General features: G+C 45.7%; 16 protein-coding genes. All 16 read left to right on the top strand.

From position 1 onward, the window contains the following. Positions 1–85: 85 nt before the first annotated feature. On the top strand, positions 86–1,396 hold the full coding sequence (der, locus tag CP943_RS12570) for a ribosome biogenesis GTPase Der (protein ID WP_020451968.1): 1,311 nt from the start codon (positions 86–88) through the stop codon (positions 1,394–1,396). 15 nt (positions 1,397–1,411) lie between these two features. After that, positions 1,412–2,452 (top strand): NAD(P)H-dependent glycerol-3-phosphate dehydrogenase, encoded by a 1,041-nt coding sequence (locus CP943_RS12565; protein WP_095291594.1) that lies wholly within the window; start codon positions 1,412–1,414, stop codon positions 2,450–2,452. A gap of 325 nt (positions 2,453–2,777) precedes the next feature. Next, positions 2,778–2,981, top strand: coding sequence for a DUF2768 domain-containing protein (locus CP943_RS12555; protein ID WP_020451966.1), 204 nt, complete (start codon positions 2,778–2,780; stop codon positions 2,979–2,981). A 22-nt stretch (positions 2,982–3,003) separates the two neighbouring features. Then, positions 3,004–3,720, top strand: coding sequence for a hypothetical protein (locus CP943_RS12550; RefSeq protein ID WP_020451965.1), 717 nt, complete (start codon positions 3,004–3,006; stop codon positions 3,718–3,720). 201 nt (positions 3,721–3,921) lie between these two features. After that, on the top strand, positions 3,922–5,400 hold the full coding sequence (spoIVA, locus tag CP943_RS12545) for a stage IV sporulation protein A (protein WP_020451964.1): 1,479 nt from the start codon (positions 3,922–3,924) through the stop codon (positions 5,398–5,400). Between the two features lie 417 nt (positions 5,401–5,817). Continuing rightward, positions 5,818–6,096 (top strand): non-specific DNA-binding protein Hbs, encoded by a 279-nt coding sequence (gene hbs, locus CP943_RS12540; protein WP_003183006.1) that lies wholly within the window; start codon positions 5,818–5,820, stop codon positions 6,094–6,096. Positions 6,097–6,305: 209 nt separating this feature from the next. Beyond that, complete coding sequence (gene folE, locus CP943_RS12535; protein ID WP_020451963.1) at positions 6,306–6,875, top strand: GTP cyclohydrolase I FolE; 570 nt, start codon at positions 6,306–6,308, stop codon at positions 6,873–6,875. A gap of 27 nt (positions 6,876–6,902) precedes the next feature. After that, positions 6,903–7,133 carry a trp RNA-binding attenuation protein MtrB gene (gene mtrB / locus CP943_RS12530; RefSeq protein WP_023857455.1) on the top strand — a complete coding sequence of 77 codons (231 nt, stop codon included), beginning with the start codon at positions 6,903–6,905 and terminating at the stop codon, positions 7,131–7,133. A 143-nt stretch (positions 7,134–7,276) separates the two neighbouring features. Then, a complete protein-coding gene (locus tag CP943_RS12525) occupies positions 7,277–8,053 on the top strand; it encodes a heptaprenyl diphosphate synthase component 1 (RefSeq protein WP_023857454.1) in 777 nt (258 codons plus the stop codon). 2 nt (positions 8,054–8,055) lie between these two features. Then, positions 8,056–8,754, top strand: coding sequence for a demethylmenaquinone methyltransferase (locus tag CP943_RS12520; RefSeq protein WP_020451960.1), 699 nt, complete (start codon positions 8,056–8,058; stop codon positions 8,752–8,754). Between the two features lie 29 nt (positions 8,755–8,783). Beyond that, complete coding sequence (gene hepT, locus CP943_RS12515) at positions 8,784–9,746, top strand: heptaprenyl diphosphate synthase component II (protein WP_020451959.1); 963 nt, start codon at positions 8,784–8,786, stop codon at positions 9,744–9,746. A 124-nt stretch (positions 9,747–9,870) separates the two neighbouring features. Next, the gene (gene ndk / locus CP943_RS12510; protein WP_003182994.1) at positions 9,871–10,317 is read left to right on the top strand and encodes a nucleoside-diphosphate kinase; all 447 of its coding nucleotides are present in this window, start codon (positions 9,871–9,873) and stop codon (positions 10,315–10,317) included. A gap of 140 nt (positions 10,318–10,457) precedes the next feature. Further along, positions 10,458–11,225, top strand: coding sequence for a CheR family methyltransferase (locus CP943_RS12505; protein WP_020451958.1), 768 nt, complete (start codon positions 10,458–10,460; stop codon positions 11,223–11,225). Between the two features lie 71 nt (positions 11,226–11,296). Continuing rightward, positions 11,297–12,469, top strand: coding sequence for a chorismate synthase (gene aroC, locus CP943_RS12500; RefSeq protein WP_020451957.1), 1,173 nt, complete (start codon positions 11,297–11,299; stop codon positions 12,467–12,469). Beyond that, positions 12,469–13,557 carry a 3-dehydroquinate synthase gene (aroB, locus tag CP943_RS12495; protein ID WP_105981045.1) on the top strand — a complete coding sequence of 363 codons (1,089 nt, stop codon included), beginning with the start codon at positions 12,469–12,471 and terminating at the stop codon, positions 13,555–13,557. Before aroC ends, aroB begins: the two co-directional genes overlap by 1 nt. Continuing rightward, positions 13,554–13,937: a chorismate mutase gene (gene aroH / locus CP943_RS12490; protein WP_023857449.1), complete on the top strand. Its 384-nt coding sequence runs from the start codon at positions 13,554–13,556 to the stop codon at positions 13,935–13,937. Before aroB ends, aroH begins: the two co-directional genes overlap by 4 nt. Positions 13,938–13,969 lie beyond the last annotated feature (32 nt).

Below are 13,969 nucleotides of genomic sequence, written 5' to 3'. Positions count from 1 at the left end.
TCTTCAAACTGATTTTTGAAAAGAAAAATAAATGATGATTCATTTAAAGATGGAAAAGCTTTACTGAATTGAAAGGAAGGGTACTATGGGAAAACCTGTCGTAGCCATAGTTGGAAGGCCCAATGTGGGGAAGTCCACGATCTTTAACAGGATCGCTGGCGAAAGAATTTCGATTGTGGAAGATACACCTGGCGTGACGCGGGATCGGATATACAGCTCTGCCGAGTGGCTGAATCACGACTTCAACCTGATTGATACAGGCGGAATCGAAGTCGGTGATGAGCCGTTTTTGGCGCAGATTCGCCATCAGGCCGAGATCGCCATGGAAGAAGCAGATGTGATTATTTTCATGACGAACGGCCGCGAAGGCGTCACGGCTGCTGATGAAGAAGTGGCAAAAATTTTATACCGTACAAAAAAACCCGTCGTTCTGGCGGTTAATAAAGTGGATAATCCTGAAATGAGAGCAAACATTTACGATTTTTATGCCCTCGGCTTTGGCGAGCCGTACCCGATTTCAGGGACGCACGGCCTCGGTCTCGGCGATCTGCTTGATGCGGTCAGCGAACATTTTAAAAACATACCCGAAACGAAGTATGAGGATGAGGTCGTTCAATTTTGCCTCATCGGCCGGCCGAACGTCGGAAAATCCTCTCTTGTAAACGCCATGCTTGGAGAAGAGCGCGTGATCGTCAGCAATATTGCGGGAACAACGCGCGACGCCATTGACACGAGGTTTACATACAATCAAAGAGACTTTGTCATCGTTGATACAGCCGGGATGAGAAAAAAGGGAAAAGTGTATGAGGCAACTGAAAAATACAGCGTCCTCCGGGCTTTAAAGGCGATCGACCGCTCAGAAGTCGTCTGCGTCGTCTTGGACGGCGAAGAAGGCATCATCGAGCAGGACAAGCGGATTGCCGGCTATGCGCATGAAGCGGGAAAAGCCGTCGTCATCGTCGTGAATAAATGGGATGCAGTCGAAAAAGACGAGCGGACGATGAAAGAATTCGAAGAAAAGGTTAGAGATCACTTTCAATTTTTGGACTACGCGCCTGTTTTGTTTATGTCCGCTTTGACGAAAAAGCGCATCCATACGCTGATGCCTGCAGTCATGACGGCAAGCGAAAACCATTCGATGAGGGTGCAGACCAATATTCTTAATGATATCATTATGGATGCAGTGGCTATGAACCCGACGCCGACGCATAATGGCAACCGCTTAAAAATTTATTATGCGACACAAGTGGCTGTGAAGCCGCCGACATTTGTCGTATTTGTCAATGATCCTGAGCTGATGCATTTTTCTTACGAACGCTTTTTGGAAAACCGGATACGCGACGCCTTTGGATTTGAAGGAACACCAATCAAGATTTTCGCAAGAGCAAGAAAATAAAGAGGTGTAGTAAAAATGACAAAAGTATCGATTTTGGGAGCCGGAAGCTGGGGAACAGCCTTGGCGCTCGTTTTGGCGGACAACCAGTACGATGTGTGCATTTGGGGTCATCGTGAAGAACTGATTCAGCAAATTAATGAACACCATGAAAACAAAGATTATCTGCCGGGTGTCAAACTTTCTGAAAACGTGCATGCCACACCAGATCTCGAAGCTGCAGTGGCCGATGTCAAGACGATCATCGTCGCCGTTCCGACAAAAGCGATCCGCGAAGTTCTCGCACAGGCTGTTTCCTTCATCGACCAAAAGGCGATTTTTGTACATGTTTCAAAAGGAATTGAGCCTGACACACTGCTCCGCATTTCTGAAATGATGAAAGAGGAAATTCCGGCTGAATTAAGGGAGGACATCGTCGTTCTCTCCGGGCCGAGCCATGCGGAAGAAGTCGGTTTAAGACACCCGACGACCGTAACCGTAGCTGCCGACAGCAGCATTGAATCGGCACAGGCGATCCAGGATATGTTTATGAATCAGAATTTCCGCGTGTATACCAATCCGGATATGATCGGCGTAGAGATCGGCGGCGCGCTGAAAAACGTCATTGCGCTTGCCGCGGGCATTACAGACGGTTTGGGGTACGGAGATAATGCGAAAGCTGCGCTGATTACAAGGGGCTTGGCAGAGATCGCCCGACTCGGCACGAAAATGGGCGGAAACCCGCTGACATTCTCGGGGCTTACAGGAATCGGGGATTTGATCGTCACCTGCACGAGCGTCCATTCACGAAATTGGCGAGCCGGTAATATGCTGGGTAAAGGCTTCAAACTGGATGAAGTTCTGGAAGAAATGGGGATGGTCGTTGAGGGGGTCCGCACGACAAAAGCCGCTTATCAGCTTTCAAAGAAATTTGATGTGAAAATGCCGATTACCGAGGCATTGCACAAAGTATTGTTTGACGGCGAAAAAGTTGAGACGGCAGTCGAATCATTGATGGCGAGAGTCAAAACACACGAGATGGAAGATCTTGTGAACACATTTGAAAATCAAATGAAATGACCACTCCATCACCAACTGCTTTATACTCTCCTCTAAGTTCGTTTTAAAAAAACCGAAACATTTTGGAGACTTAGGCAAGAGAGGATACATTTGTCCGAAGACTTGCATAAAATAGAATCGAAGTCTGGAAGAGCTGTATCTTACCAATTGGGTTATATAGTCACAATCGTTATGCCTGAAGCAAAGCCCCCCTCTTTGCTTCAGGTTTTTTTTGCGGTTTTTTCCGTTTCGAAATATTGGAAAAGCTGTTGAACTTCTGATTTTTCTTATATAAAATGAAATATAACGCTTACATCACAAGAAAAGGTAGAAGGAGGGCTTCAATGTGAATGTCGGTCTGTTAAAAATGTGGTTTGCCTTGGGATCAATGGGCCTGATGTTCTTAGCGGTGATTGCCATATACATAAGCAGATATAAATTTAAAAACCGTTTTTTAAAAGTGCTCACGTCGTTCGTCGCCTATACATGTATGCTCATCTCCGGCGTGATCGTCTTTTTTGTCGTCTTCAGCGGTCCCGTCAACGAATAAAGCATAAAAAAGGAAGATTCATATGAAAATCGTAAACGCACTGCTTGTTACTGTATTGACCGCAATCATGCTAAGCGGCTGTTTGTACCCTGAAGAAAGAAAGGCGAAAAACAGCGTGCCGTATCAGCACCAGCTCAAAGAAGTGCAGGCGGCCGTTGATGAATTCAGGGAGGCGACGGGAGGGCTTCTGCCGATTAAGACAAGGGATATGAGCGTTCCAATCTATCAAAAATACCCTATCGATTTTAACAGGCTGTCCCCCCGGTATATGGCTGAGCCGCCGGGTACTTCCTATGAAAGCGGCGGAGAGTACTTGTACGTTCTTGTCGATGTAGAAAAAAAGCCGACGGTCAAGCTCATTGATATAAAAATGTCGGAAATGATCAGAGAGCTAAAGCTTCGGGTCGAAATGTATAAAGATCAGCACAAGTATCCGCCGTATAAAAAAGTCGTATCCAATCACTTATTCATGCTTGACCATGAAAAGCTCGGACTGAAAGAGGCGCCTTCTGTCACGAGTCCGCTTTCCGGCACCTCTCTGCCGCTTCTCGTCGATGAAAAAGGCGACATTCAAGTGGATTACCGAGTGGATTTGGCCAACCTGATAAAGCGGTCGAAAAAAACGGTAAAGCCGGGTGAGGAAATTCAGGATTTGATGTGGAAAGAGACGCCTTTTGTTCCAGCGTTTTCGGTAAAGTATACAGTGAATGACAAACAGGAACCTGTTTTTCTCGAATAGAATATCGGTCAAAATGCAAGTATCAGTCATGAACCTTTCTCCTCAGCATACAATGAGGAGAAAGGTTTTTTCATGCATGCCGAAAAAATTTCCCTAAGCTGTCATATTGAAATAGGACAACGTCATACACTATAGTGTCCTGTTTTTGATTGATGAAGAAGTAAAAAATTGAAAAGGATTGGAAGTCCGGGAGGGGATCACTTGGAAAAGGTCGATATTTTCAAGGATATCGCTGAACGAACAGGAGGCGATATATACTTAGGTGTCGTAGGAGCTGTACGTACAGGAAAATCTACGTTTATCAAAAAATTTATGGAGCTAGTGGTGCTCCCGAATATCAACAATGAAGCAGACCGGGCGCGCGCACAAGATGAGCTCCCCCAAAGTGCCGCTGGCAAAACCATTATGACAACTGAACCGAAGTTTGTTCCGAATCAGGCAATGTCAGTTCATGTCAGTGACGGACTCGATGTGAATATAAGGCTTGTCGACTGTGTCGGCTATACTGTACCCGGAGCAAAGGGATACGAGGATGAAAACGGGCCGAGAATGATCAACACTCCTTGGTATGAAGAGCCGATTCCATTTCACGAAGCTGCCGAAATCGGCACGAGAAAAGTCATCCAGGAACACTCCACCATCGGTGTTGTGATTACGACTGACGGCACGATTGGAGAAATCGCCAGACAGGATTATATCGAGGCTGAAGAACGGGTGATCGATGAATTAAAAGAGGTTGGAAAACCGTTTATCATGGTCATCAATTCCGTAAGGCCGTACCATCCGGAAACGGAAGCGCTCAGGCAAGAGCTGATGGAGAAATACGACATTCCGGTGCTGGCGATGAGCGTTGAAAGCATGAGGGAAGCGGACGTTCTGAGCGTTCTCAGAGAAGCGCTTTACGAATTCCCTGTACTCGAAGTCAACGTCAATCTTCCGAGCTGGGTCATGGTATTAAAAGAGAATCATTGGCTCAGGGAAAACTATCAAGATTCCGTTAAAGAAACCGTCAAAGATATTAAAAGACTGAGAGATGTCGACCGCGTCGTCGGACACTTCAGCGAATTTGATTTTATCGAGCGCGCCAGCCTCGCCGGAATAGAAATGGGCCAGGGGATCGCCGAAATCGATTTGTACGCGCCGGATTACCTGTACGATGAAATTTTGAGGGAAGTCGTCGGCGTTGAAATCAGAGGAAAGGATCACCTCCTTCAGCTCATGCAGGATTTTGCCCATGCCAAGACCGAATATGATCAAGTATCAGATGCGTTGAAAATGGTGAAACAAACCGGTTATGGAATCGCTGCTCCCGCATTAACCGATATGAGCCTTGATGAACCGGAAATCATCAGGCAGGGGTCAAGATTCGGAGTCCGCCTGAAAGCGGTGGCGCCGTCGATTCATATGATCAAAGTCGATGTGGAGAGCGAGTTTGCGCCAATCATCGGAACAGAGAAGCAGAGCGAAGAGCTTGTCCGCTATTTAATGCAGGACTTTGAGGATGATCCGCTGTCAATCTGGAATTCCGACATTTTCGGAAGGAGCCTGAGCTCCATCGTCAGAGAAGGGATTCAGGCGAAGTTGTCCCTCATGCCTGAAAATGCAAGATATAAGCTGAAGGAGACGCTCGAGCGCATCATCAATGAAGGATCAGGCGGCTTGATTGCGATCATCTTATAAAAGGGAAGGCCTCTTATCATACGGGAGGTCTTTTTTTCATGCCTGAAACAGGATGAACAGGCGCCGTGAAAGGGATTGAGACGGCAGGGGCAAGCGGCTGGAAATATAGGAAAGATTATGATTAAAAAAGGAAAAACAGGAATATTTGTTCGTTTCATTCTGCTTAAACCTTGACGAATAAGGGATCATCGCTTTAAAATGCTTGATATGGTTATTCAGATGTGTTAATCTACATACAGAAAATCTTCACTTTACTGGACAAACGTTCCTCTCAAAGTGAAATTTTCACTGAAAGCCGTGAAATGCCTTTTCTATATTTATTTGAAATTTCTGTTCAAACAGGTATAGAAACAGGTTGAACTGTGAAGAAATGATGATAATCTATTGTTTGATACCTTTTGGGAGGAGGTGAAAGGCATGAACAAGACAGAACTAATCAATGCGGTTGCAGAAGCAAGCGAACTATCTAAAAAAGACGCTACTAAAGCAGTTGATTCTGTTTTTGATACAATTTTAGATGCACTTAAAAACGGTGAAAAAATTCAATTGATCGGTTTTGGTAACTTTGAGGTTCGTGAGCGCTCAGCTCGTAAAGGACGCAATCCTCAAACAGGTGAAGAAATCGAAATCCCTGCAAGCAAAGTACCTGCTTTCAAACCAGGTAAAGCGCTTAAAGACGCTGTAGCAGGAAAATAATTGTATGTATATATGCCGTTTTCGCGCGTAATACATACCATGTTGTTTCTTCACAGGAAAGCCCCTTTTCAAAGGGGCTTTTCATAATTTTAAGGCTTTTTTTCAGACGGAAAACATTTTGCCGGCAAAAAACCTTTCATTTTGCTTTTATAAGCTGAAGTGTGCTAGAATCTGAATTAAATGTATGCGTTTCTGGAGGATATAAAACAATGAGAGAAATCAACAAAGAACAAATTGAACAAGCTGTCCGGCAAATATTGGAGGCGATCGGAGAAGATCCGAACCGTGAAGGCCTTCTTGATACACCGAAAAGAGTCGCGAAAATGTACGCCGAAGTATTTGCAGGGTTAAACGAAGATCCGAAAGAGCATTTCAAAACGATTTTCGGCGAGGATCACGAAGAGCTTGTTCTTGTTAAAGATATTCCCTTTTATTCAATGTGTGAGCACCATTTAGTCCCTTTCTACGGGAAAGCCCATGTAGCTTATATCCCTAAAGGGGGAAAAGTGACAGGGCTCAGCAAATTGGCGAGAGCCGTTGAAGCGGTGGCAAAGCGCCCGCAGCTGCAGGAGCGGATTACGTCAACAATCGCCGACAGCATTGTTGAAACGCTGACTCCGCACGGTGTCATGGTTGTTGTTGAAGCCGAGCACATGTGCATGACGATGCGCGGCGTGAAAAAGCCGGGTTCAAAAACTGTCACTTCAGCCGTAAGAGGAACGTTTAGACAAGATGTAGCCGCTCGCTCTGAGGTGTTGGAGCTTATCAAAACATCATGATTAAAAATGAGAAGGTGTGCGATGAACATGACCAATAATCAATCGAATGATTTTGTCGTTATCAAAGCCGTCGAAGACGGCGTCAACGTGATCGGCCTGACGAGGGGCACGGACACAAGATTTCATCATTCAGAAAAGCTTGATAAAGGAGAGGTGATGATCTGCCAGTTTACCGAGCACACCTCTGCGATCAAGATCCGGGGCGAGGCCCTGATTCAGACGGCAAACGGCGAGATGAAAAGCGAGTCGAAAAAATAGATAGCCGGCCTTTTATGGCCGTTTGCGTGGCATAAGACAATATCTTTCAACATATTATGGTATAATTAAACTTTCTCCGCTCAAAAAAGATACATAATCAATCAAAAAGAAAAACTGCGAATTTTGGGACAAGGGTGATATCTTTGCAAGACATCTACGGACAATTATCTTATTTGAAAATCAAGCTGAATCAAAAGCTTTCACATCCATATTTGGCGAAGCATTTGACTGCGCCGAAAGTTGATGAGGATAAGCTGTTTCTTTTCTACGCTCTGTTTGAGGAAACGGATTTAAAAGAAGCTGACAAGGAAAGTTACATCTTAACGGCGATGCTTGTTCAAACAGCCCTTGATACCCATGATGAAGTCACGACCGCAGCTTCAATTAAGCAGGACGACTATAAAAACCGCCAGCTGACCGTATTGGCCGGTGATTATTTCAGCGGCATGTACTACTCGCTGTTATCGGGTATGAAGGATATTTATATGATTCGGACGCTCGCTGCGGCCATCAAAGAAATAAACGAACATAAAATCAGGATTTACGACCATTCCGCAAAAGATGCGGACAGCCTGAAAAAAAGCGTCAGCATAGTGGAAGCTGCACTTTTTCACCATCTCGCCGACCACTTTTACCTGCCTCACTGGAAAACAGCCGCCAATGACTTTCTTGTGTTTAAAAGGTTTGCGGCCGAAGAAAAAGCTTCAGATTCCCGGCTGCTGGAGACGATCATACAGAAAGAGTTTCCGGAAGACCAGGCTTCATGCGGACAGCTGGCTGCAGCGGCTTATGAAGAAGCCAAGCTTGCGATCAACCAGTCGCTTGCTGCAAAGCCCGCCGTCCAAAAATGGCTTTTGAAACGCCTGCAGGAAATTCGGCCTGAAAAACGAACTTATCATCAGAAAGTGGAAGAAGGGTAATCATGGTGCAGTCAAAAGAACAGCGCGTACACGGCGTGTTTGAAAAGATTTATAAAAATTACGACCAGATGAACTCCGTCATCAGCTTTAAACAGCATAAAAAATGGCGCGACAAAACGATGCAGCTCATGAACGTACCAAAAGGAGCCAAAGCGCTTGACGTCTGCTGCGGGACGGGCGACTGGACAATCGCGCTCGCTGATGCGGCCGGAGAGACAGGGGAAATCAAGGGCCTTGATTTCAGCAAAAACATGCTGAGCATCGCCGAACAAAAGACCGACAGCTACAGCCAGATCGAACTGATCCACGGCAACGCGATGGAACTGCCCTTCCCGGACAATACGTTCGACTATGTCACCATCGGCTTCGGGCTTCGCAATGTTCCCGACTATTTAACCGTATTAAAAGAGATGGCGCGCGTGGTAAAACCCGGCGGCCAGGTTGTATGCCTTGAGACGTCCCAGCCTGAAATGTTCGGGTTCAAACAGCTGTACTTCCTGTACTTCCGTTTTATTATGCCCATGTTTGGAAAGCTCTTTGCCAAAAGCTTTAAGGAGTATTCATGGCTTCAGGAATCGGCCAGGGAATTTCCTGGTATGAAAGAACTTGCTGCATTGTTTGAAGAGGCTGGATTAGAAAATGTTCAATATCATCCGTTCACAGGCGGCGTAGCGGCTACACATGTCGGCTTGAAGCGATGATGACTACTGAAATACTCGGGTGAATCGATATGAAATTGACAACGTTTTATTCTTTTTTAAATGACGATATTGAATTAATAGAAAAAGAGCTTGAAAAGACCGTGCACTCCGACTATCCATTGCTAAGTGAAGCGAGCCTGCATTTGCTGCAGGCCGGAGGCAAGCGGATTCGTCCTGTGTTTGTCCTGCTTTCCGGCATGTTCGGTGAATACGATATCAACAAAATTAAAAATGTCGCTGTTTCATTGGAATTGATACATATGGCTTCGCTCGTACACGACGATGTCATCGATGATGCGGAGCTTAGAAGGGGACAGCCGACTATCAAAGCGAAGTGGGATAACCGGATTGCAATGTACACAGGTGATTATTTGTTCGCTCGCTCACTTGAAGCGATGACGAAAATAAACGAACCGAAAGCCCACGAAATCTTGTCCAAGGCGATTGTCGAAGTCTGTCTTGGAGAAATTGAACAAATCAAAGATAAATATAATATGGAGCAAAACCTCAGAACCTATTTGCGGAGAATCAGGCGCAAGACAGCCCTTCTGATCGCATCGAGCTGCCAGCTAGGCGCCATTGCTGCCGGCGCGGGTGAAAACATTCATAAAACGTTGTACTGGTTCGGCTATTATGTCGGCATGTCCTATCAAATTATTGATGACATCCTCGATTTCACCTCAAGCGAAAAAGAGCTTGGCAAGCCTGTGGGCAGTGATCTGCTTCAGGGGAATGTCACGCTTCCCGTATTATATGCACGGAAATCGCCTGAATTAAAAGCGCGGCTTATGCTGGTCAACAGTGAAACGACTCCGGAACAGATCAAACCAGTGATCGAGGAACTGAAGAAAACCGATGCCATAGAACAATCGTTCAGAGTCAGCGAAATGTATTTAAATAAGGCTTTCGCACTGCTTGAAACGCTCCCGAAAAACCGGGCGCGGACGGCATTGGGCCAAATTGCGAAATACATCGGCAAACGAAAGTTCTAAAAAAAGACAAATGAGTCGAAAGTATGAATATTCTCCACCCTTTATTGATTAATTGTTTGAAAAATGCTATATTTCTGTTGTAGTGTTGAAAGCCTATACATATTAGCGGGGTGGAGAATCGACTATGGAAAAAACCTTTGTGATGGTAAAACCTGACGGCGTTCAGCGTCAGCTGATCGGCGAAATTTTGTTAAGATTCGAACGTAAGGGCTTACAATTAATCGGAGCCAAGCTGATGAAGGTTTCAGAAGAGACGGCAGGCGAGCATTATAAAGAACATAACGGCAAACCGTTTTTCGGCGAGCTTGTCGACTTTATTACTTCAGGCCCGGTATTCGCCATGGTGTGGGAAGGCGAAGACGCAATCGCGGTCGCCAGACAGCTGATCGGGAAGACGAACCCTAAGGAAGCGCTCCCAGGAACAATTCGCGGAGACTTCGGCATGTTTGTCGGAAAAAATATCATTCACGGTTCAGATTCTCCTGAAAGTGCAGCACGCGAAATCAACTTGTTTTTTAAAGAAGACGAACTTGTTGAAGACGAGAAGTTAATGAATCAATGGATTTACTAAAAATCAGCTGAAAAGCTGATTTTTTTATATGGATCAGAATGGCTGCCGCCGGGTAGGCTTTTTTCTTTTTAAAGATACAAATTTAAAAGAAAACAAGCTATAATTGTACTCATATCAGCACGACGATTAGGAGAGAAAACATGGACAATTACAGTTTCTTTGTTGATAAATGGAAAAAAATAACTGGTGTGGATTTGGCATTGTACAAAGAAGCGCAAATGAAAAGAAGGCTAACGTCTCTTTATGAAAAAAAGGGGTACGGCGATTTCCGCGAATTTGCGCTTGCTTTAGAAAAGAATGAAGCTCTTCTGCAGGAAACGCTGGACAGGATGACGATTAATGTTTCAGAATTTTACAGAAACTATAAGAGGTGGGAGGTTCTCGAAAAAACCATCCTCCCGCTCTTAAAGCCTGCGAAAACATTGAAAGTATGGAGTGCGGCATGTTCAACCGGTGAAGAGCCGTATACATTATCGATGATTTTAAGCAGACAGAAAGGCCTCTCAGACTATCAGATCATCGCAACAGATATCGATGACAAAGTTCTTGCGAAAGCGAAAGAAGGCGTGTATCAGGAAAGATCTCTGCAGGAAGTGCCGAAAGAGATAAAGGAACTTTATTTTACGCAAGACGGAAACCGATTTGCCGTCAAAGACGAGATCAAGAAAAACATTCGCTTTCAAAAACACAATTTACTGGCTGATGCATATGAGAAAGATTTTGATATCATTGTATGCCGCAATGTTCTCATATATTTTACAGAGGAAGCAAAAGAGAAGATCTATCATAAGTTCAGCGGCAGTTTGAAGAATAATGGAGTTTTGTTTGTCGGAAGCACGGAACAGATCTTCAATCCGGAAAAATACGGTTTTCAATCGACAGATACGTTTTTCTATCAAAAAAGTTAGCTGACTTTTTATAAAAGGTTATGTTATAGTTTTACTTAAAAGCGTTAATGTGATGAAGGGAGAACGAAAGCATGAGGTATTTAACAGCCGGTGAATCTCACGGTCCGCAGCTTACGACAATTATCGAAGGAGTCCCAGCAGGGCTTTATATCACAACAGAAGACATTGATTACGAGCTTCAAAGACGTCAAAAAGGCCACGGCCGCGGACGCCGGATGCAAATCGAAAAAGATCAGGCACGGATCACAAGCGGTGTAAGGCACGGGCGTTCTCTTGGATCGCCGATCGCTCTCGTCGTCGAAAACAACGACTGGAAACACTGGACGAAAATCATGGGATCAGAGCCGATCACGGCTGAAGAAGAAAGCGAAATGAAACGACAGATTTCAAGGCCAAGACCGGGTCACGCTGATTTGAACGGCGCGATCAAATACGGGCACAGAGATATGCGCAACGTGCTTGAACGTTCATCTGCCAGAGAAACGACCGTCCGTGTGGCGGCAGGAGCCGTCGCCAAAAAGATCCTTTCCCAGCTCGGCATCCAAGTGGCCGGCCACGTGCTGGAGATCGGCGGAGTAAAAGCCGAAAAAACAAATTATGAATCTATCGAAGACTTGAAAAAAGTAACCGAAGAGTCTCCTGTCAGATGCTATGACGAAGAAGCGGGCAGAAAAATGATGGACGCGATCGATGAAGCAAAAGCAAATGGCGATTCGATCGGCGGAATCGTCGAGGTGATTGTTGAAGGGGTGCCGGTAGGAGTCGGCAGCTATGTCCATTACGACCGCAAACTCGACAGCAAGCTGGCTGCCGCCGTGCTGAGCATCAATGCTTTTAAAGGTGTTGAATTCGGCATCGGCTTTGAAGCTGCACGCAAAAACGGCAGTGAAGTCCATGACGAAATCATTTGGGACGAAGAAAAAGGCTATACGCGCGCTACAAACCGTCTCGGCGGCCTTGAAGGCGGGATGACAACGGGAATGCCGATTGTCGTCAGAGGCGTGATGAAGCCGATTCCAACGTTATACAAACCGCTCAAAAGCGTTGATATCGAGACGAAAGAGCCGTTTACAGCAAGCATCGAGCGTTCCGATTCCTGCGCTGTCCCTGCCGCAAGCGTAGTGGCTGAAGCGGTTGTTGCATGGGAAATCGCCAAGGCGATCGTCGAGCAGTTTGGCGTTGACCAAATGGACCGGATCGCTGAAAATGTTGAGAAAATGAGAAAGCTTGCGAGGGAGTTTTAATGAAATCACTTCAAATCGAAACCGCTTCTTTGTCCTACCCGGTGTTCATCGGGGGAGGCATTAGAAAAAACGCGGCAGAGCTCTTGTCATCCTTGAACCTTCCGATGACGAAAGTGCTATTGATCACCGACGAAGAAGTTGATAAACACTATGGAGAAGAACTGTTCGGCCTTCTCCGCAGCAAATGGCCCGTCAAAAAGGTTGCGGTGCCAAGCGGTGAACAGGCCAAATCAATCGATCTGTTTATGAAGCTCCAGACGGAAGCCATTCAATTTCACCTTGACCGTTCGTCATGCATTGTGGCGCTGGGCGGCGGCGTTGTCGGCGATCTTGCAGGGTTCGTCGCTTCAACTTTTATGAGGGGCATCGATTATGTGCAATTCCCAACGACTCTGCTGTCTCATGATAGCGCGGTCGGAGGGAAAGTTGCCATTAATCATCCGCTCGGAAAAAACTTAATCGGCGCTTTTCATCAGCCGAAGGCGGTGGTTTATGATACCGAATGCTTGAGCACGCTTTCTGAAAAAGAAATGCGTTCAGGTCTTGCGGAAGTCATTAAGCACGCATTTATCCGTGATGAATCTTTCTTGAACGAATTGCTTAAAATTGATTCAATTAAAGCGATTACGACCGGCCAGCTCAGTGAAATGGTGTACAAAGGCATTTCGATTAAAGCGGAAGTTGTCTCACAAGACGAGCGCGAACAGGGAATCAGGGCCTTTCTGAATTTTGGGCACACGCTTGGCCACGCCGTTGAAGCCGAATACGGCTACGGAGAGATGACCCATGGCGACGCTGTCGCTTTAGGCATGCAATTTGCTTTGTTTGTCAGCGAGAAGGTGTTGAATTGTCCTGTTGACCGTACAAAAATCGCCGCCTGGCTGAATAATCTCGGCTATCCGGAAAGCGTAAAACGCGAAGTTTCAACAGAAGCTCTCATCAATCGAATGATGAACGATAAAAAAACACGCGGAGGCATCATTCAGTTTGTTCTGCTGGATAAGATCGGCAGTGTGCGGCTGCACTCCTTTAAAGCCGATGAAATTGAACGATGGCTGAATATGTGGAGATTGGAGGGAGGCAAATGATGATGCGCGGAATTCGGGGAGCGACGACAGTTGACCAGGATACAGAAAAAGACATTACGGAGCGGACGAAACAGCTGATCGGAAAAATGATCGATGAAAATCAACTCAAACCTGAGCAAGTTGTGCAGATCTTCATTTCTGCCACTTCCGATATTCACGCTGCTTTTCCCGCAAAGGTCGTCAGAACGTTTGACGGCTGGCAGCATGTGCCCGTCATGTGCATGCAGGAAATGGATGTTGAACACGCCCTTAAAAAATGCATCAGAGTGATGATGACGGTTCAGACGGATATGCGGCAGGATGAAGTCCGCCACGTTTATTTAGAAAATGCCGTAACGCTCAGACCTGATTTATCATTGACAAAAAATACTGAATTGTAATACGATTGTAGAAACCTTGAAATACACAGGAG

It is taken from the genome of Bacillus paralicheniformis, assembly GCF_002993925.1.
GTDB classification, from domain to species: Bacteria; Bacillota; Bacilli; order Bacillales; family Bacillaceae; genus Bacillus; species Bacillus paralicheniformis.
The sequence above is the reverse complement of the archived record's forward strand: the minus strand, read 5'-3'. Positions and strand labels throughout refer to the sequence as shown.

Coding starts and splice junctions, on each gene's coding strand:
- der (WP_020451968.1), top strand. CDS start 86: ATGGGAAAACCTGTCGTAGCCATAGTTGGAAGGCCCAATGTGGGGAAG.
- CP943_RS12565 (WP_095291594.1), top strand. CDS start 1,412: ATGACAAAAGTATCGATTTTGGGAGCCGGAAGCTGGGGAACAGCCTTG.
- CP943_RS12550 (WP_020451965.1), top strand. CDS start 3,004: ATGAAAATCGTAAACGCACTGCTTGTTACTGTATTGACCGCAATCATG.
- hbs (WP_003183006.1), top strand. CDS start 5,818: ATGAACAAGACAGAACTAATCAATGCGGTTGCAGAAGCAAGCGAACTA.
- folE (WP_020451963.1), top strand. CDS start 6,306: ATGAGAGAAATCAACAAAGAACAAATTGAACAAGCTGTCCGGCAAATA.
- mtrB (WP_023857455.1), top strand. CDS start 6,903: ATGACCAATAATCAATCGAATGATTTTGTCGTTATCAAAGCCGTCGAA.
- CP943_RS12520 (WP_020451960.1), top strand. CDS start 8,056: ATGGTGCAGTCAAAAGAACAGCGCGTACACGGCGTGTTTGAAAAGATT.
- hepT (WP_020451959.1), top strand. CDS start 8,784: ATGAAATTGACAACGTTTTATTCTTTTTTAAATGACGATATTGAATTA.
- ndk (WP_003182994.1), top strand. CDS start 9,871: ATGGAAAAAACCTTTGTGATGGTAAAACCTGACGGCGTTCAGCGTCAG.
- CP943_RS12505 (WP_020451958.1), top strand. CDS start 10,458: ATGGACAATTACAGTTTCTTTGTTGATAAATGGAAAAAAATAACTGGT.
- aroC (WP_020451957.1), top strand. CDS start 11,297: ATGAGGTATTTAACAGCCGGTGAATCTCACGGTCCGCAGCTTACGACA.
- aroB (WP_105981045.1), top strand. CDS start 12,469: ATGAAATCACTTCAAATCGAAACCGCTTCTTTGTCCTACCCGGTGTTC.
- aroH (WP_023857449.1), top strand. CDS start 13,554: ATGATGATGCGCGGAATTCGGGGAGCGACGACAGTTGACCAGGATACA.